The 15,155-nt window shown below is 71.2% G+C and carries 10 protein-coding genes, 1 tRNA gene and 1 pseudogene; 6 read left to right on the forward strand and 6 right to left on the reverse strand.

Annotation, left to right across the window (positions count from 1 at the left end; all coding sequences use genetic code 11):
- From ACNFOC_RS37385 to ACNFOC_RS37395, 3 genes and pseudogenes are all read right to left on the reverse strand, one after another.
- A pseudogene (locus ACNFOC_RS37385) lies at nucleotides 1-149 on the reverse strand (GntR family transcriptional regulator); the annotation flags it as partial.
- Between the two features lie 788 nt (nucleotides 150-937).
- Nucleotides 938-2,281, reverse strand: a complete 1,344-nt coding sequence (locus ACNFOC_RS37390; protein WP_416963474.1) for a M1 family metallopeptidase — start codon at nucleotides 2,279-2,281, stop codon at nucleotides 938-940.
- Between the two features lie 80 nt (nucleotides 2,282-2,361).
- Entirely contained in the window at nucleotides 2,362-6,228 is a 3,867-nt protein-coding gene (locus ACNFOC_RS37395) for a Pls/PosA family non-ribosomal peptide synthetase (RefSeq protein WP_416963476.1), read from the reverse strand.
- A gap of 555 nt (nucleotides 6,229-6,783) precedes the next feature.
- On the opposite strand from ACNFOC_RS37395, the gene ACNFOC_RS37400 reads away from it, so the two are divergent.
- Both ACNFOC_RS37400 and ACNFOC_RS37405 read left to right on the forward strand, forming a co-directional pair.
- Nucleotides 6,784-8,031 carry an MFS transporter gene (locus ACNFOC_RS37400; RefSeq protein WP_416963477.1) on the forward strand — a complete coding sequence of 416 codons (1,248 nt, stop codon included), beginning with the start codon at nucleotides 6,784-6,786 and terminating at the stop codon, nucleotides 8,029-8,031.
- Nucleotides 8,028-8,861, forward strand: a complete 834-nt coding sequence (locus tag ACNFOC_RS37405; RefSeq protein WP_416963478.1) for a methyltransferase domain-containing protein — start codon at nucleotides 8,028-8,030, stop codon at nucleotides 8,859-8,861. Before ACNFOC_RS37400 ends, ACNFOC_RS37405 begins: the two co-directional genes overlap by 4 nt.
- A 95-nt stretch (nucleotides 8,862-8,956) precedes the next feature.
- Here ACNFOC_RS37405 and ACNFOC_RS37410 read toward each other — a convergent pair.
- A tRNA-Leu gene (locus tag ACNFOC_RS37410) sits at nucleotides 8,957-9,044 on the reverse strand.
- A gap of 199 nt (nucleotides 9,045-9,243) precedes the next feature.
- Here ACNFOC_RS37410 and ACNFOC_RS37415 point away from each other — a divergent pair.
- The 3 genes from ACNFOC_RS37415 to ACNFOC_RS37425 all read left to right on the forward strand — a co-directional run bounded on the left by ACNFOC_RS37415 (nucleotide 9,244) and on the right by ACNFOC_RS37425 (nucleotide 12,096).
- A complete protein-coding gene (locus ACNFOC_RS37415) occupies nucleotides 9,244-10,569 on the forward strand; it encodes a M20/M25/M40 family metallo-hydrolase (RefSeq protein ID WP_416963479.1) in 1,326 nt (441 codons plus the stop codon).
- Nucleotides 10,570-10,728: 159 nt separating this feature from the next.
- The gene (chpH, locus tag ACNFOC_RS37420; RefSeq protein WP_019059153.1) at nucleotides 10,729-10,962 is read left to right on the forward strand and encodes a chaplin ChpH; all 234 of its coding nucleotides are present in this window, start codon (nucleotides 10,729-10,731) and stop codon (nucleotides 10,960-10,962) included.
- Nucleotides 10,963-11,094: 132 nt separating this feature from the next.
- A complete protein-coding gene (locus ACNFOC_RS37425; protein WP_416963480.1) occupies nucleotides 11,095-12,096 on the forward strand; it encodes a chaplin in 1,002 nt (333 codons plus the stop codon).
- Between the two features lie 89 nt (nucleotides 12,097-12,185).
- Here the strand turns inward: ACNFOC_RS37425 and ACNFOC_RS37430 are convergent, their stop codons facing one another.
- The gene (locus tag ACNFOC_RS37430; RefSeq protein ID WP_005485166.1) at nucleotides 12,186-12,374 is read right to left on the reverse strand and encodes a DUF5703 family protein; all 189 of its coding nucleotides are present in this window, start codon (nucleotides 12,372-12,374) and stop codon (nucleotides 12,186-12,188) included.
- Between the two features lie 47 nt (nucleotides 12,375-12,421).
- Here ACNFOC_RS37430 and ACNFOC_RS37435 point away from each other — a divergent pair, with 47 nt between their 5' ends.
- On the forward strand, nucleotides 12,422-13,156 hold the full coding sequence (locus ACNFOC_RS37435) for a hypothetical protein (protein ID WP_416963481.1): 735 nt from the start codon (nucleotides 12,422-12,424) through the stop codon (nucleotides 13,154-13,156).
- Nucleotides 13,157-13,279: 123 nt separating this feature from the next.
- Here the strand turns inward: ACNFOC_RS37435 and ACNFOC_RS37440 are convergent.
- The coding region (locus ACNFOC_RS37440) for a helix-hairpin-helix domain-containing protein (RefSeq protein ID WP_416963482.1) at nucleotides 13,280-15,155 on the reverse strand (1,876 nt) is incomplete at its 5' end.

The raw sequence follows: 15,155 nt of genomic DNA on the forward strand, positions 1-15,155 counted from the left end.
TCCTCCGACAGCCGCTGACCGCCGACGACGGTGTTGGCGGCGAGACCGAGCGACTCGGCCAGTCCTCGTACGGTGGGCAGCTTGTAGCCGACCGGCAGCGCTCCGGACCGGGCCTGCTGCGAGATCTGGGCGCGGATGCGCTGGACCACGTGGAGCTGGGACTGGGGTGTGGAGGATCGATGCTCGACCTCGTGAATCCGAGCCTCTTGTGGTCGAGTCTTGCGCAAGCCAGGAGACGCGACCCGATACCCACGGGCTCGCTGTCGGCGGCCGTGGCCTTGATGAACTGCACCAGCAGTGCTCCGGTGACCCGGGTGCCGATCTGTCCCAGGAACTTCGCGGGCAGTACCCACGCGACCCCGTGATGCAGCTTTCCGTCGACGGTCCGGTGGACCCGTTTCGCGTACCAGCCGTCCCTCTTGAGCTGAGGTGCGCCCCGCATTCTCAGATGGGCGATCGTGGCTGCCGCCGTGTTCAGCTCGGGCAGGCCGGCCAGCGTGGCAGTGACCTGCCCGGCGACTTCCAGCGCGGGTTTTACGGCCTGCAAGTCCTCGGCCAGCGCGTTGCGCCAGGTGCGCTCGTCCTGTACCGGCGGCAGGTGGTACACGAGGGCCTGGACGTCCTTTACTCGCCAGCTGTCAGCGGCCGGGAACAGCAGCCTGACCTCGGCCTGAGGTGTGTCACCCTCCGGGTAACCGAACGTCCAGATGTACAGGAACGCCGTGAACTGATGCGCGGTGTCTGTCTCCGTGGTGAGCAGCTTCTCCAGTGGGATGGACCGCGGCTCGGTCTCCCCGTAGACCTCCAGCCACTCACCCGTCTCCGTAGCCCGCCGACTCCACTCGGCTGCCATGACCTCACCCCCGTGAAATCACCTGAAACTCAGTCAGTTCCACACTCGCGGCACGGAGTACACCTTGACAACAGGGGCGACCCCTCAGACCGCGATCCCGGTCTCCGCCGAAGGCATCGGCGGCAGCCGCGTCCCATAGACCCACGCGTCGAAAAGCTGGTCCAACGACTCGGAGGTGAACCGGGACGCATGGGACGTGAACGTCGCGGTGGTCACCGTCCCGTTCCGGTGCAGGCTCGCCCACCCCCGCAGCATCCGGAAGAACGCGATGTCGCCCAGCGCGCAGCGCACCGCGTGGACGGTGACGCCGCCGCGCTCGTAGAGGCGGTCGTCGAACATCGACTTGCGGCCGGGGTCGGCGAGGCGCAGGTCCTGGGGGAGCGTGGAGAGCAACCGGTGTGCGGCGGCGGCGTGTTGGTGGGCCGTGCGGCCGCCGGAGCGCTCGGACCACAGCCACTCGGCGTACTTCGCGAAACCCTCGTTCAGCCAGATGTGGCGCCAGTCGGCGATGGAGACGCTGTTGCCGAACCACTGGTGGGCCAGCTCGTGGGCGACGAGCCGCTCCGAACCCCGGGCCCCGTCAACGTGGTTGGCGCCGAACAGCGACAACCCCTGTGCCTCGACGGGGACATCGAGTTCCTCCTCCGTCACCACGACCGCGTACTCGTCGAACGGGTACGGCCCGAACAGGTCCTGGAACAGCTCCATCATCGCCGGCTGCCGTGCGAAGTCCCTTGAGAACTCCGGGAGTAGGTCCGACGGGATGTGCCCGTGCTGCGGGATCCCGCCCAGACCCGGGTCGCCCAGCAGCACCGTCTGGTACTTCCCGATCGACAGCCCGACCAGGTAACTCGACGTCGGCGCCGACTGCTCGTACACCCAAGTGGTCGTGGAAGCCTTGGTGGTTCGGGTGAGGAGGCGGCCGCCCGCCACCACCGCGTACGCCGACGGCGTGGTGATCGAGATCTGGTACGAGGCCTTGTCGGCGGGGCGGTCGTTGCACGGGTACCAGGACGGCGCCCCGATCGGCTGGCTCGCCACCAGCGCGCCGTCGGTCAACTCCTCCCAGCCGAGCCCGCCCCAGGGGCTGGCGACCGGCTTGGGGTTGCCCGACCAGTGGACCTCCACGGTGAACGCGGCACCGGCGCGCAGCGGCTTCGCGGGCCGGACACGGAGTCGGCCGCCGCGGTGCGTGTAGTGCGGCTGGCGGCCGTCCACCCGGATCCGGCCGATCTTGAAGTCACCCAGGTTCAGCTGGAATTCGGGCAGCGGCGCACGGCCCGCTATGGCGTTGATACGGGCCGTGCCGGAGAGACGGTTGGGGCCGGGACGGTAGTCCAGCGCGAGCTCATAGCGGTGCACCCGGTAGCGGGCATCGCCGTTTGCCGGGAAATACGGGTCCGGACCCGCCGCCTGCTGAACGGTCACTGCTGCGTCTGCTCCCTGCGCTGTGCTCGTATCTCGTACCCGTGCACCGCCCTCCGAAGCCGACGCCGCGTGACCTGTGTTCAGGGTCGCCATGACTCGATCGGATTGCCCAGCCAGCGGGTGTCGTCCGGGACGGACTCCGCCGCCATCACGAGCGATGCGGGGCCCAGAGTGGTGCGCGCCCCGACCTCGCTGCCGGGCAGGACGATTCCGCCAGGACCCAGCGTCGCGCCCTCACGGAGGACCACAGTATCCGTCCGCAAGATCCGGTCGTGGAAGAGGTGGGTCTGGAGCACACAGCCGCGGTTCACCGTGGCGGCGTCCTCCAGGGTCACCAGGTCGGTCTCGGGCAGCCAGTAGCTCTCCACCCAGACGCCCTTGCCGATGTGCGCCCCGAGCCCGCGCAGCCAGGCCGTCAGCACCGGCGTACCCGGCACGGAACCGGCCAGCCACGGCACCGCCACGACCTCGACGAAGGTGTCCGCCAGCTCGTTGCGCCACACGTAACCGCTCCACAGCGGGTGCTCGGCACCGCGGTGCCGTCCCACGAGGGTCCACTTGGCGATGATCGAGATCAGTCCGGCCGCAGCGCCCACCGCCAGCAGTACGAGCCCCGACAACAGCGGCGCCCACACCCCCAGCGCGCACAGCGCGGCCACCGTCAGCACGGCCAGCCCGGCCGAGCAGAACACCGGCACGATGCGGCACAGCTCCACCAGACCGCGCGCCCACAGCAGCTTGGCCGGCGGGTCGTACGTCCGGCTCTGGTCGCCGCCGCTCGTGCTGCGCGGCAGCTTCACCGGCGGCAGCCCCAGGTACGACGTGCCCTTCTTCGCCTTCTTCGGCGTCGCCGACAACACCCCGACGAGCCCGCCGTCCGGCACGCTCCGCCCGGGCGCGGTCATCCCGGAGTTCCCGAGGAACGCCCGCCGCCCGATCTCGGCCCGCCCGATGTGCACCCAGCCACCACCGAGTTCGTACGGCGCGGTCAACGTGTCGTCCGCCAGGAACGCACCCTCACCGACGGTCGTCAGGCTCGGCAGCGCGAGCACCGTCGACACCTCGGCGCCCCGCCCGATCCGCATCCCGAGCAGCCGCAGCCACACCGGCGTGGCGAGCCCGGCGTAGAGCGGGAACAGGGTCTCGCGGGAGAGGTCCATCAGCTGCGTCACGGTCCACGCCTGCCAGCCGATCCGGCTGTGCGTGGGGTGCGTACCCTCGCGCAGACCGAGGCTGAGCAGGCGTACACCGATCAGGATCAGCAGCGCGTACGTCAGGCCGAAGGCCAGTGTCGCCGGGACCAGCGCGACCGCCGCGCCCCGCAGGGCTTCGCCGAGACCGTCGCCGGGCGCGATGAACGCGCTCGCCACCAGCAGCGCGACCGCCCCGGAGACCACCGGCAGCATGGTGAGCGCGAAGCCCGTCACGCCGTACATCACACGCCAGTACGTGCCCCGCTGCGGGCGCTCCTTGGGCCAGTTGCGCTTGGCCTTGCCGAGCTTGACCGCGGGCGCGCCCGCCCAGCGCTGGCCGGTCGGGACGGTGCCGGTGACGGCCGAACCCGGTGCCACCTCGGCCCGCTTGCCCACCCGGGCGCCGGGGAACAGCATGCTGCGCGTGCCGACGACGGCGTGCGCGCCGACCTTGACCGGGCCGATCTCAAGACGGTCGCCGTCCAGCCAGTAACCGGACAGGTCCACCTCGGACTCGACGGCGGCACCGCGGCCCAGCTTGAGCATGCCGGTGACCGGCGGGAGGGAGTGCAGATCGACGTCCGGGCCGATCTTGGCGCCGAGGGCGCGTGCGTACCGCTCCAGCCAGGATCCCGTCAGCGAGGTCGCCCCGCTGAACTCGGCCAGCCGCTCCGCCGCCCACAGCCGCAGGTGCACGCTGCCGCCACGGTCGTAGCGTCCCGGCTTCACGCCGCGCAGCAGCAGGCGCGCACCGCCCGCGGCGATCGCGAGCCGGCCGGGCGGGCTGAAGAGCAGGAGCGCGCCCGCGCCGACCAGCCACCAGGAGGCGGTCGGCAGCCAGGCGTAGCCGTTAAGTAGGTTGCCGAGCGCGGCCAGCGCCACCGTCCAGCGCAGGCCGACCAGAGTGAACAGCGGGACCAGCGCGAGGAGTTGGATCACCTTGGCGCGGGTCGGCACCGGGGCGATCACCCGTGCGGTGCCGTCGCCCTGCGCCGAGTCCTCCAGGTGCCGGGCCAACTTGCGCAGGGTCGGCTGCTGGTAGATGTCGAGGACGGCCGCGCTCGGGTAACGGGTGCGCAGCCGCGTCGTCAACTGCGCGGCGGCCAGGCTGCTTCCGCCGATCGCGAAGAAGTCGTCGGCCGCGCTGCCCACGGGGATGCCGAGCACCTCGGCCCACTGCTCGGCGAGCCAGGCCTCGGTGCCGTAGAGCTGCTCCTTGGCGCCACCGGTCTCCAGATCTTCGAGCGGCCAGGGGAGCGCGTTGCGGTCGACCTTGCCGGAGGTGCGGGTGGGGAGATCCTCGACCGGGGCGATCAACGGCACGAGGGCGGCGGGCAGTTCGGCCCGCAGCTTCTCGACGGCGGTGGGCTGGTCCCAGCCCTCCTGGGTGACGACATAGCCGACGAGGAGCTGGTTGCCGCTGCGCGCGGTCCGTACGGCGGCAGCGGCACCGGCCACTCCGGGGAGTGCCTGGAGGGCCGCGTCGACCTCGCCGAGTTCGATCCGGCGTCCGCCGAGCTTGATCTGCTCGTCGGCGCGGCCGAGGAAGATCAGGCCCTCGGGCTCGGCCTTGACCAAGTCGCCGCTGCGGTACGCCCGTTCCCAGCCGAGCGATTCGAGGGGCGCGTACTTCTCCGCGTCCTTCTCGGGGTCGAGATACCGGGCGAGTCCGACCCCGCCGATCACCAACTGCCCACTGCTGCCCATCGGTACGGGCACCCCGGCCTCGTCGACGACGGCCAACTCCCAGCCGTTCAGCGGCAGTCCGATACGGATCGGCTCGTCGCCGGTCATCAGGGAGGCGCAGGCGACGACGGTCGCCTCGGTCGGTCCGTACGTGTTCCAGACCTCGCGGCCCTCGGTGACGAGCCGCTGCACCAGCTCGGGCGGGCAGGCCTCACCGCCGAAGATCAGCAGGCGTACGTCGTTCAGCGCCTCGGGCTCCCACAGGGAGGCCAGGGTCGGCACGGTCGAGACGACGCTGATGTCCTGCTCGACCAGCCAGGGGCCGAGGTCGGCACCGCTGCGGACCTGGGAGCGCGGCACCGGCACCAGGCAGGCGCCGTAGCGCCAGGCCAGCCACATCTCCTCGCAGGACGCGTCGAACGCGACGGACAGCCCCGCCATGACCCTGTCACCCGGACCGATGGGGTCGTCGGTGAGGAACAGCGCCGCCTCGGCGTCGACGAAGGCCGCCGCGCTGCGGTGCGAGACGGCGACGCCCTTGGGCTTGCCGGTGGAACCGGAGGTGAAGATGATCCACGCGTCCTGCTCGACACCGGGCCGGGCGGCCGGGACGTCACTGTGCCCGAGCACGGTCAGCGCGTGCTCGGCGCCGATGACGGCGCGGACGTCCGCCTCGCCGAACACCAGCTCGGCCCGCTCGTCGGGGTCCTCGGCGTCCACGGGTACATAGGCGGCGCCGACGGCGAGTACGGCGAGGATCGCGATGTAGAGGTCGTTGGTCCCGGACGGGACGCGTACGCCGACCCGGTCGCCGAGGCCGACACCGGCCGCGGCCAGGGTGCGGCGCAGGGTCTCCACCTCGACGGCCAGCGCACGATAGGTGAGGCGGACGGTGCCGTCGTCCAGGGCGAGTTCGTCGGGATACGAACGCACCGACGCGTCGAGGATGTCGACGAGCGTGCGGGCCGAGGCGGCGGGCGCCGCGGAGAAACGTGCCGTATCGCCGAACTGGGTGCGGATCTCTTCGTCGAGCGAGCCGAGAGCACTGCTCTCGTGTATGGCTGCCATCGGTCCTCGCGTCTCAAGCCCGGTAACTTCCGGGGCGCTGGCGGGTCCGCAGGTGCGCCGCGGGTTGTCCAGCTCCAGCTCCGTTCCGTAACAAGCCGGAAATTTTAGTACGACGCTAGGCTCCGGGCCTGCGGACGGCCACTCGGGGGAGCCGGACGGGGGCGCTCCGTGAGCATCCGGCAACGCTCTGACCTGGTGATCTTCCGGTCTGGGGAGATATCCCCCACAAAACCGGCGGGAGCGTTCGCGTCCACCGGCGGGACGGGTGCCGGCATGTGTCGTCGACCAGACACTCCCGGCGTGCGAGTTTTGGCCAACTCCCCTACCAGGCCCATGAGTTCGGCCATGAGTCGATAGGGGCAGGGTTGTCACGCGGGATGGGCATGGGGCTAAATGACGGATGATTGTTCGTTCGAATGGGAGGGGACCTGTTATGAGCAAGGACAGCACCTGGGACTAGAGTCCACAGCTCGTCGGCGTGCGGCCCGTCCGACTTCGGTCGCGGGTCGCCGCCCAGCATGAGGTGTCTCGCAGCGGGGGAAGGGGAGTCGTCTGGTGGCAGCCGACCGGCCGGTGGGCTATCGGGTGCTGTTGGCGGTGACGGAATACCGTGCGGTGTTCGCCGCGAGCGCGCTGTCCTGGACCGGGGACTATCTGTGCAAGGCCGCGGTCACCCTGCTGGTGTACGAGCGGACCAGTTCGGCGCTGGCCTCGGGCGCCGCGTTCGCCATCGGGTATCTGCCGTGGCTGCTCGCGGGCCCCGTGCTCGCCGCGCTCGCCGAGCGGTACCCCGCACGCACGGTGATGATCTCCTGCGATCTGGTCCGGGCGGCGCTGATCGGACTGGTCGCGATCCCGGGTGTGCCGATCCCGGTGCTGTTCGCGCTGCTGCTGGCCGGCGGGCTGGCATCGCCGCCGTTCGAGGCGGCACGCTCGGCCCAGCTCCCGCAGATCCTGACCGGCGACCGGTACCCGCTGGCCCTGGCCCTCAACAACTCCGTCCTGCACGCCGCCCAGGTCGCCGGGTACGCGATCGGCGGAGTGGTCGCCGGATACAGCCCACAGGTGGCTCTGGCGCTGAACGCCCTCACCTTCCTCGTGTCGGCGCTGTTGCTGCGCCTCCACGTCCACAGACGCCCCGCGACGCTGACGGCCGCCCGCCGCACCGGTCTGTGGCGTGAGACGGGCCAGGGGTACGCGGTGGTGTTCGGCGACCCGTTGCTGCGCGCCATCGCGATCATCACCTTCGGCGTGGTCACCTTCGTGATCGTTCCGGAGGGCCTGGCCGCCGCCTGGGCGTCCGACCTCGGCGGTGGCGGCAGGACCCAGGGCCTGATCATGGCCGCCAACCCGCTCGGCGTCGCCATCGGCGGCCTGGTCCTGAACCGTCTGCTGTCTCCCGGCGCCCGGACCCGGCTGATACGTCCGCTGGCCGTCCTGGCACCGCTGGCTCTGGTTCCCGCGCTGTGCGACCCACCACTGATCGCGGTGGTGGTCGTGGTCGCCGTCTCCGGGGTGGCCATGGCGCTGCTGCTGCCGGCGGCCCAGACCTTGTTCAAGGATGCCCTCGCCAACGAATACCGGGCCCGGGCGTTCGGCGTGATGAACGGCGGCGTCCAACTCGCCCAGGGGGCCGCGATCCTGATCACCGGCGCACTCAGCGAGCGCCTGTCCACCCCGACCGTCATCGGCGCGTGGTGCGCCGCCGGGACCCTGCTGATGCTGCTGGCCACGTTCCGGCCGCTCACCGACCCCGACGGGGCGGTCGGCGTTCCTCCCGTCCTGGCCAAGGAGACACGATGAACACCCCCGCCGTCACGGCTGCCACCGGCGGTGAATCCGGCCGACCCCGAGGCGCCCAGGACCCCGACGACAACCGGGGCCCCCGGACCGGCGACGCGATCGGGGACCTGCTGCTCGCCGCCCACCAGGCCGCCGAGGACCCGGCTGCCGCCCCGGTCCTACAGATCATCGAACGCGACGACGGCTTCGTGAAATCGGCTCCCGTCACCTCCTGGATCGCACCGGTCGACGAGTGGCCCGACGAGGACCGCCAAGCGCTGGACCTGGTCAAGGGCGGCAGGGTCCTGGACATCGGCGCCGGTGGCGGACGCGGGGCGCGCGTCCTCATGGACCGCGGTCACGACGTCACCGCGCTGGACGTCTCACCCGGCGCGCTGGAGGTGTGCCGGCAGCAAGGCGTGCGGTCCCTCGTCCACGGCACCGTCGACGAACACGCCGGTTCCGGCGCGCGCTACGACAGCTTCCTGCTGCTGGGCGCCAACCTGGGCCTGCTGGAGAGCCGGGAGCGGGCGCCCCGGTTCCTGCGCGCCCTGGCCGCGATGGCCGCGCCCGGTGCCGTCATCATCGGCCAAGGCCACAACATGTCCGACTCCCAGGCCCCGCAGCATCTGCCCTACAACCAGCGCAACCTGCGCGCGGGCCGCATCGCCGGTCAGCGCACCCTGCGGATCCGCTACCGAGACGTGGCCACCCCCTGGTTCCACTACCTGTGCCTGGCTCCCCACGAACTCGCCGTGCTCGCCGCCGGAACCGGCTGGCAGCTCGCCGACATCGCTCCCGTCGACACGGCGACCGACTACATCGCCACGCTCACCCTGACACCCAACTGACCGTGACCGCCCCCGGGAAGGTCTCCGCCGGTCACGTGGTCGGTCACGCCACAGCCCTGAAATGCAAGAAACCCCACGTGAAGTGGGGTTTCAGCTGGTGTCCGAGGGGGGACTTGAACCCCCACGCCCGATAAAGGGCACTAGCACCTCAAGCTAGCGCGTCTGCCATTCCGCCACCCGGACAAGGTGTCTGTCGCGCGTGGTTTCCCCCGCGGCGACGAAGGAAACATTACCAGGCTTCCAAGGGTGGCCGATCACCCCCTGTTCCCACTCGCGTCCCGCGTGAACGGCGTGTGACGGGCCGGGACCGCCCTTGGGGTGCGGCGCCGCGGAGAGAGAGGATGGGGGAGGACCACCAGCAGTGACAGTGGGAGGAAGCAGCGTGAGCGACACGGACACGGCCAAGGGCGTCACCGGCGAGGACGAGGTCGTGGACCTCTGCCGCGAGCTGATCCGGATCGACACCAGCAACTACGGCGACCACTCGGGCCCGGGTGAGCGCAAGGCGGCCGAGTACGTCGCCGAGCAGCTCGCCGAGGTGGGCCTCGAACCCGAGATCTTCGAGTCGCACCCGGGACGCGCGTCCACGGTGGCCAGGATCGAGGGCACGGACCCCTCCCGGCCCGCGCTCCTCATCCACGGCCACCTGGACGTCGTACCGGCGAACGCGGTGGACTGGACCCACCACCCCTTCTCCGGCGAGGTCGCGGACGGGTGTGTGTGGGGGCGTGGCGCCGTCGACATGAAGGACATGGACGCGATGACCCTGGCGGTCGTCCGCGACCGGCTGCGCAGCGGGCGCCGGCCCCCGCGCGACATCGTGGTCGCCTTCCTCGCGGACGAGGAGGCGGGCGGTACGTACGGTGCGCGGCACCTCGTCGACAACCACCGCGAGCTGTTCGACGGCGTCACCGAGGGCATCAGCGAGGTCGGCGGGTTCTCGTTCACGGTGAGCGAGGAGCGGCGGCTCTATCTGATCCAGACGGCCGAGAAGGGCATGCACTGGATGAAGCTGACCGTGGCCGGCACCGCCGGGCACGGGTCGATGATCCACCGGGACAACGCGATCACCGAGCTGTCGGAGGCGGTCGCCCGTATCGGCCGGCACAAGTTCCCGGTACGGGTCACGAAGACGACGCGCGCCTTCCTCGACGAACTGGGCGACGCGCTCGGCACCCAGCTCGACCCTGAGGACATGGAATCCACCCTCAAGCGGCTCGGCGGCATCGCCAAGCTCATCGGCGCGACCCTCAGCAACACCGCCAACCCGACGCAGCTGAACGCCGGTTACAAGGTCAACGTCATCCCCGGCGAGGCCACCGCGCACGTCGACGGGCGATTCCTGCCCGGGTACAAGGAGGAGTTCTTCGCCGACCTCGACCGGATTCTCGGGCCGAACGTGAAGCGTGAGGGCACGCACTCCGACAAGGCCCTGGAGACCTCCTTCGACGGGCCCCTGGTCGAGGCCATGCAGTCCTCGCTGCTCGCCGAGGACCCGACCGCGAAGGCGATCCCGTACATGCTCTCCGGCGGCACGGACGCCAAGTCCTTCGACGACCTGGGCATCCGCGGCTTCGGCTTCGCGCCCCTCAAGCTGCCGCCGGAGCTGGACTTCGCGGGCATGTTCCACGGGGTCGACGAGCGGGTGCCGGTGGAGGGGCTGAAGTTCGGGGTGCGGGTGCTGGACCGGTTCATCGACGCGTCCTGAAACACCGGTCGACGTCGGTTGACACCAGAATTCGGCCGCGCGTACGGAAGCCACTGGGACGGGTGAATGTGCTCATAAGCTCGTAGCTCCATTACTCCCTCCTCGTTACAGGTGATGCGATCGGCAACACGAGATCGCTTTTGCCAACAAGGAGGAATAATGATCAAGAAGGTCGTCGCCGCTGCGGCTGCCACCGGTGGCCTGGTTCTCGCGGGTGCGGGTCTGGCCGTCGCCGACTCGGGCGCTCAGGGTGCCGCTGTGCACTCCCCGGGTGTCGTTTCCGGCAACGTCATCCAGGTGCCCGTGCACGTCCCGGTGAACGTGTGCGGCAACACGATCTCGGTGATCGGTCTGCTGAACCCCGCCTTCGGCAACACCTGCGTCAACAAGTGACGTCGCCCCTCTAGGGGGTGACCACATCCTCGGCCCCGGAGCGCGCGCCATGCGCTCCGGGGCCGACGGGTCTTTGTGCGAGAAATTGCGCGAGGAATTCAGTCAGGAATGAAGGCAGGGGGGAATTCAGCAATGCGACAGGTCACTCGAAAGAGCTTGATGACCGTGGCGGCCGCGACCGGGGTGATCGCCGCCGCGAGCGGTGTCGCCCACGCCGACTCCGGTGCGAACGGCTCCAGTTCGGACTCGGCAGGCGTACTGTCCGGCAACACCGTGCAGGCACCGGTGCATGTGCCGGTCAACGTCTGCGGCAACACCGTGAACGTGGTCGGGATCCTCAACCCGGCGGTCGGCAACAAGTGCGCCAACCAGGGCGGGGGCAGTGGTGCCGGCCATGGGGGTTCGGGGGGTCACGGCTCGTCCGATGGTCACCGCGACTCGGGGGGTTACGGCGGCTCGGGCGGCTCGGGCGGACACGGTGGTTCCGGCGGGCACGGGAACTCCGGCGGACAGGGAGCGCACGGCGGCTCAGGGGGCTCGCACGCCGGCGGACACGCCTCGAACTCGCCCGGTGTCGGCTCCGGCAACCACGTCCAGGTACCGATCGACGTACCGGTGAACGTCTGCGGCAACAGCGTCGACGTCATCGGCATCGGCAACGCCGTCACCGGCAACGACTGTGCCAACGACGGGAGTTGGAACGGCGGCGGGCACGATCACGGGACCCCTCCGGGCGGCGGCGGTCACCACGGCGGCGGTCACCACCCCGGCGGTGGGCATCACCACGGCACGCCTCCCGGTCACGGCGGTCACCACGGCACGCACCCGGGCGGCGGTCACGGGACGACCCCGCCGGGAACGCCGGGCAACCCCGGGACTCCCGGTCACCCGGGCACTCCCGGCACGCCCAGCCACCCCGCCTCACCGGGCACCTCGCCGGTCAAGGGCGGGCAGACGCCGGTCGGTTCCGCGCACGTGACCCAGCCCGGCGCGCAGTCCGCCGTCCAGTCCCAGGGCGGCGCGCAGCTCGCGCACACCGGCAGCGAGCTGCCGCTGGGCCTCGCCCTGCCGGTCGGCGCGGGCGCGCTGCTCGCGGGCGCGGTGCTGTACCGCAAGGCGCGGGCCTCGGTGTAGCTCCCGGGCACAGGTGACTCGGAACATGTGATCTGCGCAACGGAGGGGCCCCGCACTGTCGGGGCCCGCTCCGTTCCGCCCGGCTCAGCTCACCACGTGGCACGCACCTGGCGGATGATCCGCCGGCGCAGCCGCACCCTGCGACTGCCGTCGCGCAGCAGGCTCAGTCGGTCCAATTCCCAGTGTCCGTACTCGGCATGGTCCGTCAGCAGACGTGTGGCGTCCTTGCGGGAGACCCCGCGCGGTACGTACACGTCGACAAATTCGTATTCCGGCATCGCATCTATTGTGCGGGCAGAGCCCCGGTACGGATAGCGTCTGCACTATGTCTGATGCTGCGCAGCCCACCGCTGCCGAGGTACGCGCCGCCGCCGAGGCGGTCAAGACCGCGCTCGACCGCCACCTGGCCGCGGTCGAAGCCCGGTCGGGGGAGGACGACCCGGCCGTATACGAGGCGTTCAACCAGCTCGCCGCGGCCGCCGAGGTCTACGACGAGCTGCTCTACGACCGTTATGACGAGGTCACGCCTTTCGAGATCCCCGGTACGGACGACTCCCTGCCGCCGTACACCGGCCCCGAGGAGCCGAACGCGGTGAGCGTGCTGATCCGCCGTGACTACGCCGTGGCGGAGCCGCAGCGGCTGCTGGCCCAGGCGCAGCGGGTCGAGGCGGCGGTCGGCGACGGCACGGGCACGGAGGCCTCCGGCACGATCCACGGTGCGCTGGGCATCCTCTTCGACGAGTTCGAGGCGGACGAGATCGCCTCCCGGCCCAAGGAGTTCGGCCTGGAGGAGGGCGACTCCACGCTGTGGGTGACCGCCGCCGACGAGACGGCCGATCCCGGCGCCTGGCTGGAGGCGCCCTTCGAGGGGGTCGATCCGCAGCGGGTGGTGTGCCGCTTCGACGTCAGCGCGGTCTTCGACGACGAGATCAACGACGAGCTGGACGACATCGACGAGGTGGACGAGGCCGAGGAGGAGATCGAGGACGAACTCGATCCCGACCTCGACGCCGATCTCGACGAGGACGGGGACCTGGAGGCGCTGGAAGCGGACCGCTGAACCGCGCCGCGCCCAGCTGTTGCGACGACGGCGGCGGTCACCGAGGGGCTTTCTCGGTGACCGCCGCCGTCTGTCGTCCGCCTCGGACCTCCGCGACCTGACCGCGGTCGTCCGCCGTGCCGCTCAGACCTCCGCCGGTACCTGCGGTCGCAGCAGCACCGGCAACCTCGTCGTACGCGGCTTGGCCGGGACCTCGGCGACCGCCCGGGGCAGCGCCTGGTCCACGCCGTGCACCACGGACAGATGCCGGTCCGCCCGGCTGAACGCCGTATACACCCAGGGCCGGCTGAGCGCCTGCGCCGCGTCCCCGGGCAGCACCACGACCACCGCGGGCCACCGCACCCCCACGGCCTGATGCGCGGTCAGCGCCCACCCGTGCCGCACGGACTGCTCGACCCGCTCCTTCGGTACGACGACGGGGCCGCCGGCGCACGCCAGGTGCAGCCCCTCGGCGTCGGCGTTCACCACCCGGCCGGGAACCGTACGACCCGGGGTGGGGGAGTACGCGATCCGGTCGCCGGGGTCGAAGCCGCCGAAGCGGCCGGGGCCGGGGTTGAGCCGCTCCTTCAGTGCCACGTTGAGGGCACGGGTGCCGGCCGCGCCGCCGTGGCCCGGGGTGATCACCACCGTCTGCTCGGCGGGGACGCCGATCACGCGCGGCACCGAGTCGGCGACGAGCTGCACGGTCCGGTGCACGGCCTCACCGGCGTCACGCACCGGCACGATCACGACCTCCTTGCCGGGGGCCTCCACCTGGTTCAGCTCGCCGATTCCGATGCCCGAGACGAGTTCGCCCACGGGACCGAGATCCGGTCGCCGTGAGACGACCTGGGGACAGGCCTTCGACGCGAGCAGATCGGCGAACACCCGGCCGGCACCCGCCGACCACAACACCGCCGGATCCCCGGCCAGCACCAGCCGCGCCCCGTCCGGCAACGACTCACTGAGCAACGCCGCCGTCTCGACGTCCAGTTGAGGCGCGTCGAGCACGACGAGGAGATCCAGATCGAGAGCACCGTCCGCGTCCCGCCCGGGGCCTTCGGCACCGGACAGCAGCCCGGCGACGGTGGCGGCGCGGGGGCCGTCACCCGGGGCGGGGCCGTCCGGCTCGGCGGACGATGAGCTCTCTGATTCCGTGGACGGTGTCAGCGACGCGGCGAACCGGTCCCGTCCGACCGGACTGTGGGCGGCGGCCCAGGCACGCAGCCCGAAACCCGCCGCCGCGCGGAGCAGTGCCGCCGGCTCCTCCAGGGACGCCTCCCCGCCGGTGTGGAGGACCAGGCCATGCCCCGCGACCGCGCGGATCAGCTCGCCGGTGGAGCCCTTGGCGGCACCGGCCCGCTCCCAGTCCGCCGCCGAACCGTCCTCCTTCGGCACCGAGTTGATCAGCTTGGCGAGTCCGTCGGCGAGGCTCTCCTCGGCGAGCGCGTACCGCTCCAGGCCGATCAGCACGCGGACCGGACGCTCCTCGACCTCCGTGTCCTCGTCGGACGCGTCGTCCGCGCGCTGCACCGGGACCGCGGGCTCGTCCAACGCGTCCTGGAAGACCAGCACTTCACCCTCCGCGACGGCGCTCTGTGTCGCCGCGTCCGGATCGGGCACCCCTTGCTTGGCCAGCGCGGCCGTCAACGCCGACGCCTCCAGGGCCGTATGCCCGGCCAGGGCCGCCTGCTCCAGGAGCCAGCCGACGACCGCCCGGCCCCGCCGCTCGTCGTCCGGTGCGCACTCGGCTCCGAGCAGCGCCCGCGCGAACCCGTCGGCCTGCTCGGGCCGTACACCCGGGACGCGCAGCAACTGCCAAGGATCCTCGCGGAGTTGATCGTCGCCGCCCTCGCCGAGTGCCGCCGCGACCTGGGCCGCGAGTGTCTCGGGCGCACCGCCCTCGGCCAGCACACGCCGTACGGACTCGACGGTCTCGGTCGCGGGGATGCCGGGCTCGGCCGCGACGGGCTGGGGCCGTCGCTCTGCCTCGGGGGTGGCGGACGGGCGTGGGGCTGGC

This window comes from Streptomyces colwelliae (assembly GCF_048158785.1).
Classification (GTDB): domain Bacteria; phylum Actinomycetota; class Actinomycetes; order Streptomycetales; family Streptomycetaceae; genus Streptomyces.

What these genes read in the sequence shown, in the direction of transcription:
- ACNFOC_RS37395 (WP_416963476.1), bottom strand. Translation starts at nt 6,228, where the DNA reads ATGGCAGCCATACACGAGAGCAGTGCTCTCGGCTCGCTCGACGAAGAG.
- ACNFOC_RS37405 (WP_416963478.1), top strand. Translation starts at nt 8,028, where the DNA reads ATGAACACCCCCGCCGTCACGGCTGCCACCGGCGGTGAATCCGGCCGA.
- chpH (WP_019059153.1), top strand. Translation starts at nt 10,729, where the DNA reads ATGATCAAGAAGGTCGTCGCCGCTGCGGCTGCCACCGGTGGCCTGGTT.
- ACNFOC_RS37425 (WP_416963480.1), top strand. Translation starts at nt 11,095, where the DNA reads ATGCGACAGGTCACTCGAAAGAGCTTGATGACCGTGGCGGCCGCGACC.
- ACNFOC_RS37430 (WP_005485166.1), bottom strand. Translation starts at nt 12,374, where the DNA reads ATGCCGGAATACGAATTTGTCGACGTGTACGTACCGCGCGGGGTCTCC.
- ACNFOC_RS37435 (WP_416963481.1), top strand. Translation starts at nt 12,422, where the DNA reads ATGTCTGATGCTGCGCAGCCCACCGCTGCCGAGGTACGCGCCGCCGCC.